Raw genomic sequence first — 6526 nt, 5'->3', positions numbered from 1 at the left:
TCGCCCAAAGCGGCGCGCGCTTCCTCGTGCCGGCCGGCCATCGCCGCCGCCGCCGTCAGCACGCGGTGGGCGCCGACGAAGTCGGCCTTCAGGCGCAGGCCCTCGCGCGACAGGCGGATCGCCTCCTCGTAGTTGCCGCCGACGAACTGCGCATAGGCCGCGATGCCGCAATAGATCGCCGCGCAAGGGTCGCGCGGGCTGAGGCGGAGCGCCCGGCGCGCCGCGAGGTCGGCAGCCTCCCAGTGGCCGCAATAGGAGAGCGCCAGCCCATAGAATCCCTGAGCCAGCGCAAAGCTGGGATTGAGCTGCAGGGCGCGCTCGAACTCGGCCAGCGAGTCGTCGAAGCGGCGGGCGACCAGCAGGACGCAGGCCAGCGCGTGATGCGCCCATGGATCCTCGCTGTCGGCGCGGATCGCCGCCCGCGCCGCGCGCTCGGCTATCGGCATCGCAGTTTCCATGTCTTCCCATCCCATGTGGGCGGTGAAGGCATGGCTGGTCGCCAGAACACCCAGCGCCTGGCCGTAGTTGGGATCGATGCTGATCGCCTTCTCGAGCAGCGCCTGCGCCACGACATTGTCCTGCCGAGTGACGCGCCAATAGTGCGACAGCGCCCGCATGACGAGGTCCCAGGCATCGAGGCTGTCGGGCGTGCCGCGCCGGGCATGCGAGTCTTCCGCTGCGTAGAGCTGCGGCTCGATCGCCGCGACGATGGCCTGCGAGATCTCGTCCTGGACGGCGAAGACGTCGGCCAGCGCGCGGTCGTAGCGCTCGGCCCAGATGTGGCTGCCGGTGGCGACGGCATTGAGCTGGGCGGTGATGCGCACCCGATCGCCCGCCTTGCGCACGCTGCCCTGAACGACGTAGCCCACCCCCAGCTCGCTGCCGATCTGCGCGAGATGGACCGCGCGGTCCTTGTAGACGAACGACGAGTTGCGGGCGATCACGTAGACCCAGCGCAGCCGCGACAGCGCCGTGATGACGTCCTCGCTGATGCCGTCTGAAAAATACTCCTGCTCCGGCTCGCCGCTCATGTTGACGAAAGGCAGGACGGCGATACCCGGTCGATCGAGCGGCGCGGTATGCACCGACGCCGGGGCCGGCGCTGATACCGGGGCGGCCGGGGCAGCCGCTGCCGATTCCGACGGCGCCGCCGGCTCGACGCTCTCGGCGACCGTGCCGACGAAGCGGAAGCCCTTGCGCGCCAGGGTGCGTATCAGCCTCTGATCCTGGCCGTTATCGCCCACTGCCTTGCGCGCGGCGTTGATGCGGCTGGTCAGCGTCGATTCCGACACCACCCGGCCCTGCCAGATAGCCTCGATGAGGTTGTCCTTGCTGACCACGCGGTCGCGGTTCTGCACCAGATAGGCCAGGAGGTCGAACACCTGCGGCTCGATCTCCAGGCGCTCGTTGCCGCGCACGAGCTCGCGCCGCACCGTATCCAGGACATGATCGGAGAAGTGAAACTGCACGCCATCCCCTGCCGCGACCTCGGGGAATAATCAAGCGGTTCGCGGCTACAGACAAGCGCGGCAAGAATCGTGCAGAAGCGAATTGGGTCGCTCATGCTCTTCCCGACCGCGGGCAACTTGCCCGCCAATGTGCATGATGCGGGCAAGATGCCCGCGGTCCAACCATGAGCAAGCGACCAGCAGTTCTTCCGCTGGGGGCGCGCCAGTCCAGTGGCGCGCCCATAGGCGCCAACTTTGCCCATCGACGTCGCCACTTTGCTGGGAGCGCGCCACACCCAATGCGCACAAGGGATTTGTAAACACAAAGAAGTTCGCCAACGGAGTGGCGCGCTCCCCGCGCCAGACGCGTTCTTTTGGCAAAGTTAGCGCCGAATAGTGGCGCGCCCCCAAGCGCATGACCGCCGGAGCCTTGGCCAAGATCAGCCCTCGGCCGCCAGCGGCGCCGGGCTGTGCTCCGCGACACCGAAGTCCGTCGCCACCCCGCCGGGCCGACGGACCAGCGCCTTGCGGGCGAACCACTCCGTGGCCGCATCGAGGGCCTCGACGAAGCGGATCTCGCCGCCCGACAGCGTCGCCGCAGGAACGCCGTCGTGAATCAGCAGGCGGTTGCCGGCAAGGGCGGGAAGGCGCGGCCCTGGCGTCAGGATGCCGGCGAGGTTGAGCGGATCGGCGCCGGAGACGGCGGTCCATTCGCCGGCGGCCGGACGTCGACGGATCTCGCGCAGCAGGCCGACCGCCTCGGGCAGAGCGAACTGCTCGCCGGTGAAGCCGGCGACGAAGCGACCGCCGCGGATCTCGCCGCTGGCCTCGAGCTGACGATAGACGCGCAGAAGGTCGCGCCACGCCGGCAGGGTTCCCGACTCGCGCTCAAGCACGCGCCAGAAGACGACGCCCCAGCGACGCAGCAGCACGCGCGCGACGTGTTCGACGGCGTCGGCAGAGGGCTGGGTGGTGGTCGCCGTCGGAGGGGCCAGCAAGGACCAGCGCCCACCCTCCTCCAGGCCGCCGATTACCATGCGGCGGCGGCGCCGGCCGCCGGTCCGTTCGCTCGGCGGCACGAGCAGCGCGCGCAAGCCGGCGAAGCCGTCGGACGTCACCAGGCCGAGCGCCACCAGCTCGGCCAGCGCCTCCTCGAGCTGCGAACGCAGCAGGCCGGCGTGCTGCAGCAGCTCCTCGTGGAAAGAGGCGCCGTTGGCGGCGAGATAGTCCACGACCGCCTGTGCGCGTGCGCCGGGCTTGGCCATGTCCGAGGAGGTCGCGAGGGAGCGCCACAGCCTCGCTTGGCGGCGGGCAACCAGGGTGATCGGCGTGGTCCGCACCGTCGTCGCGCGCCCTGTCGCACCGGCGTTGCGACCACGCAGGCGCATCCAGGTCGCGTGGCCGGCGTGGCAGCGCTGATCGAGCCAGGACGGACGATAGTCCTTGAGCCGCGCCGGCAGAATCTCGGATTCCCAGGCGGCGGCGGCAGCGCCGAATCCTTCGAGCTGGGCGAGCACCGGATCGAGCGAGCCGACACCCGCCACCTGGCTCTCCGGCGCCACGCGCTGCCAGCGGAACAGGAAGCGCAGGAAGTCGCGCGCCGCGACGGGCTCGATCTCGCTGCGCAGGCGCTTGATGGTGTAGTGGTGGATGCGCGCCAGCAGGCGCCGATCGCACCATTCGTCGGCGTTGGCGCCTGACGTGAAGCGGCCGCGCATGGCGAAGCCCTCGCGCTGCAGCGCCAGCAACGCGCCCTCGACGTCGGATGCCGAGACCAGCCCGGCGGACAGCAAAGGCGATGCCAGAACCTGTTCGGTCACCGGCCCCAGACCCTCGAGACGCCCGCGCAGGATCTCGACCAGCGCTTCGTCTGACGACCATTGCCTGTCGAACGCGGCCGGCGGCTCGATCGGCGGAGCCGTCGTCAGGTCGCGGCGGATGGCGCGCAGCTGCGGCAGGCGTTCGGCGGCAACCCAGAGAGCGCCGGCCAGTGCTGCCCGCTTGTCCGCCGCGAGCGCATCGAGGAGCGCTTTCCAGCCTGGCTGCCTGGCCGCTTCCTCCGTCGTGAGAAACCCCAGCCAGCAGAGCGCGTCGTGCAACTCGTCGGCGGTCTCGGCGTCGGGCCAGGCCTCGCCGCGCACGCGCTCGATCGCCGCCGCATCGAGGCGGCCCAAATCGGCCGCCTGCTCGGGCGCGAGCCAGCGCCGCGCCATGACGGCCTGGGTCCGACGCTCTTCCAGCGGCGCGTCGTCCAGAAAGGCGTAGGGTCTCGCCGAGAGCACTTCCAGTGCCAGCGGCGAGGGCTGGTTGAGATCGCGAGCGATCACCTCGATGGCGCCGGACTCGATCCCCGTCAGCACGCGCTCGAAGCCAGCGGCATCCATCGCCTCGCCCAGGCAGTCGGCAATCGCCTGTTCGACCAACGGATGATCGGGAATCTCGCGATCACCCGGCAGGTTCTCGGCGCAGGCGATCTGGTCGGGAAATACCGAGCCGACCAGGTCCTCGGCCGCCATGCGCGCGAGCTGCGGCGGCACCTTCTTGCCACCCCGCATGCGCGGCAGCGCCAGCGAGACGCCGGCGACCCAGCGCCATCGCGTGGTGAACATCGGCGAATCGAGGACGGCCTGGATCAGCACCTGGCGCGCCGAGTTCGAATGCAGGTAGCGCGGCACCTCCTCCAGCGCGAAGCTGTGCGCCTGTGTGAGCGAGATGACGATGTTGTCCTCGGTTGCGGCTGCCTGGATCTCGAAGTTGAAGGTGGCGCAGAAGCGCTTGCGCAACGCCAGTCCCCACGCACGGTTGATTCGGCTGCCGTAGGGTGAGTGCACGACGAGCTGCATGCCGCCCGCCTCGTCGAAGAAGCGCTCGACCACAACCTTCGATTGGGTCGGCAGCACGCCGAGGGCGGCGTGTCCGGCGGCGAGATATTCCGTGAGCTGGCGCGCTGCCTCTTCTTCCATGTGCAGCCCGTCGGTCAGCCAGCCGAGCAGCGCCGCGCCACCGGGATCCTTGCGCAGGTGCCTCGCCGCCTCTTCGCGCAGGCGCGAGACGGCGGCCGAGAGGGCATCCGACCGGCCCGGTGCCTCGCCCAGCCAGAACGGGATGTTGGGTGCGGCGCCCTGGGCATCCTCGACGCGCACCGTGCCGCGCTCGACGCGCTGGATGCGGTAGCTGCGGTTGCCGAGCTGGAAGACGTCGCCGGCCAGACTTTCGACGGCAAAGTCCTCGTTGACCGAGCCGATGACATGATTCTCCGGCTCGAGCAGCACCTGGTAGTCGGCATTGTCGGGGATTGTGCCGCCCGCGGTCAGCGCCGTCAGGCGCGCGCCGCGACGCCCGCGCAGGCGCCCGTTGACCGCATCGTGATGGAGCAGCGCGCCGCGCCGCCCGCGCCGCGTCGAGAAGCCGTCGGCCAGCATGGCGACGACGGAGTCGAAGTCGGACTGCTCCAGCGCGCGGTACGGCCAGGCCCGCCGCATCAGGGCCAGCAGGTCGTCGGCGGCCCATTCCTGAGCCGCGACCTCGGCGACGAGCTGCTGGGCCAGCACGTCGAGAGGCGCCTCGGGGATCGCGAGCCGGTCGAGCTCGCCGCGCGCCACGCTGTCGAGCAGGGCCGCGCTCTCGACCAGCTCGTCGCGCGACAGCGGGAACAGGCGGCCCTTGGGCGTGGCGCCGACCGCATGGCCGGAGCGGCCGACACGCTGCAGGAAGCTCGCGATCGAGCGCGGCGAGCCGATCTGGCACACCAGGTCGACATCGCCGATGTCGATGCCGAGCTCGAGCGAGGCGGTGGCGATCAGGGCCTTGAGCTGGCCGGCCTTGAGGCGCTGCTCGGCATCGAAGCGCTGGTCACGCGACAGGCTGCCGTGATGGGCGCGGACGTGCTCGCTGCCCAGGCGCTCGCTGAGATGGCGGGTCACGCGCTCGGCGAGACGCCGCGTATTCACGAAGACGAGCGTGGTGCGGTGCTGGCGGACGAGGTCGGCCAGCCGGCCATACACCTGCTCCCAGACCTCGTGCGACATGACCGATTCGAGCGGCGATTCGGGCAGGGCGATGGCGAGATCGCGATGGCGACGATGGCCCGAATCGACGATTGCGCAGCCCGTCGGATCGCCGGTCAAAAAGCGCGCCACCTCCGCGATGGGATTCTGCGTGGCCGACAGGCCGACCCGCTGCAGCTTGCGGCCGCACAGGGCGTCGAGGCGCTCGAGCGAGAGGGCGAGATGGCTGCCGCGCTTGTTGGGGGCGACGGCGTGGATCTCGTCGACGATGACGGTGCGGGTCGTCGCCAGCATCTTGCGGCCGCTCTCCGAGCCCAGCAGCACGTAGAGCGACTCCGGCGTCGTGACGAGGATGTGCGGCGGCTTGCGGTTCGCGCGCTGACGCTCGCCCGGCGCGGTGTCGCCGGTGCGCACCCACGGGCGGATATCGAGATCGGCCAGACCGAGGCTGCGCAGTTCCTCCCGGATGCCGGCCAGCGGCCCCTCGAGATTACGCTGCACGTCGTTGGAGAGCGCCTTGAGCGGCGAGACGTAGACGATCCGGGTCTCGTCCGGCAGGCCGTGCTCGAGGCCGAGACGCACCAGATCGTCGATCGCGGCCAGGAAGGCCGCCAGCGTCTTTCCCGACCCGGTGGGCGCGGCGATCAGGGTGTGCCTCCCGGCCCTGATCAGCGGCCAGGCGTCGACCTGCGCCGGCGTCGCCGCGGCAAAAGTCTTGTCGAACCAGGCAGCGACGGCCGGATGAAACAGCCCGTGATCCATGAAGAGCGAGGGGGTTTGGGAGGCAGCAAATATGGGTGCCTGCGCCACCCCGATCAACCCGGCCAGCGGCCGTCGGCGGTAGCGGCACACCAACGTCGCTTCCTCCCCGTAATCGGGGGAGGTGGCCCGAAGGCTGGAGGGGAAAGCCACATAGGCTCTAACTTTGCCCATCGACGTCGCCACTTTGCTGGGAGCGCGCCACACCCATGGCGCTCATGGGATGTGGAGTCACCAACAATATCGCCAACGGAGTGGCGCGCACCCAGCGCATGACGCGGTCTTTTTGCAAAGTTAGCGCCAGTGAGTGGC

At 70.0% G+C, this 6526-nt stretch carries 2 protein-coding genes; both read right to left on the bottom strand.

Translation table 11 applies throughout. The features are described from left to right. The coding region (locus AB7O82_RS36250; protein WP_428621696.1) for a winged helix-turn-helix domain-containing tetratricopeptide repeat protein at positions 1-1469 on the bottom strand (1469 nt) is incomplete at its 3' end. Positions 1470-1888: 419 nt separating this feature from the next. Next, positions 1889-6307, bottom strand: coding sequence for a DEAD/DEAH box helicase (locus AB7O82_RS36245; protein WP_428549738.1), 4419 nt, complete (start codon positions 6305-6307; stop codon positions 1889-1891). Between the last annotated feature and the right edge of the window lie 219 nt (positions 6308-6526).

Source organism: Reyranella sp., assembly GCF_050185545.1.
Classification (GTDB): Bacteria; Pseudomonadota; Alphaproteobacteria; order Reyranellales; family Reyranellaceae; genus Reyranella.
This window is presented reverse-complemented; position numbering and strand designations above follow the sequence as displayed.